This is a genomic window from Psychrobacter sp. 1U2, from assembly GCF_051847575.1.
The window spans coordinates 1-506 of sequence record NZ_JBPYDC010001877.1; the positions used below are offsets into that span (position 1 = coordinate 1).

Consider the following 506-nt stretch of genomic DNA (forward strand, 5'->3'; position numbering starts at 1 on the left):
CTGCTACAATAGGCAGATAAATCTTATCCCTCCACATATCTATAAATATTGAAGCATTGAGACATCTTATGAGTTTAAATACGATTCCTGAAATTATTGAAGACATCCGTGCTGGAAAAATGGTCATCTTGATGGATGATGAAGACCGCGAAAACGAAGGTGATATTATCATGGCGGCCACGCATGTCCGTCCTGAAGATGTTAACTTTATGATTACTCATGCCCGCGGCTTGGTATGCCTAACCTTGTCACAAGCGCGTTGTCAACAGCTTGCATTACCGCTTATGTCAGATCGTAACGAAGCAAAATTTAGTACCAACTTTACCGTTTCTATCGAAGCGGCGGAAGGCGTTACTACTGGTATTTCTGCAGCGGATCGTGCGCGTACTATTCAAGCAGCAGTGTCATCAGCGGCAAAGCCAGAAGACATCGTCCAGCCTGGACATATTTTCCCAATCATGGCACAAAATGGCGGCGTATTACACCGCGCTGGCCACACCGAAGCT

The 506-nt window shown here is 45.5% G+C and carries 1 protein-coding gene; it reads left to right on the forward strand.

Features of this window, described 5'->3' with window-relative positions; translation table 11 throughout:
• Nucleotides 1-68 precede the first annotated feature (68 nt).
• On the forward strand, nucleotides 69-506 hold a 438-nt coding region (locus tag ACS8FD_RS24900; RefSeq protein WP_439277812.1), incomplete at its 3' end, for a 3,4-dihydroxy-2-butanone-4-phosphate synthase.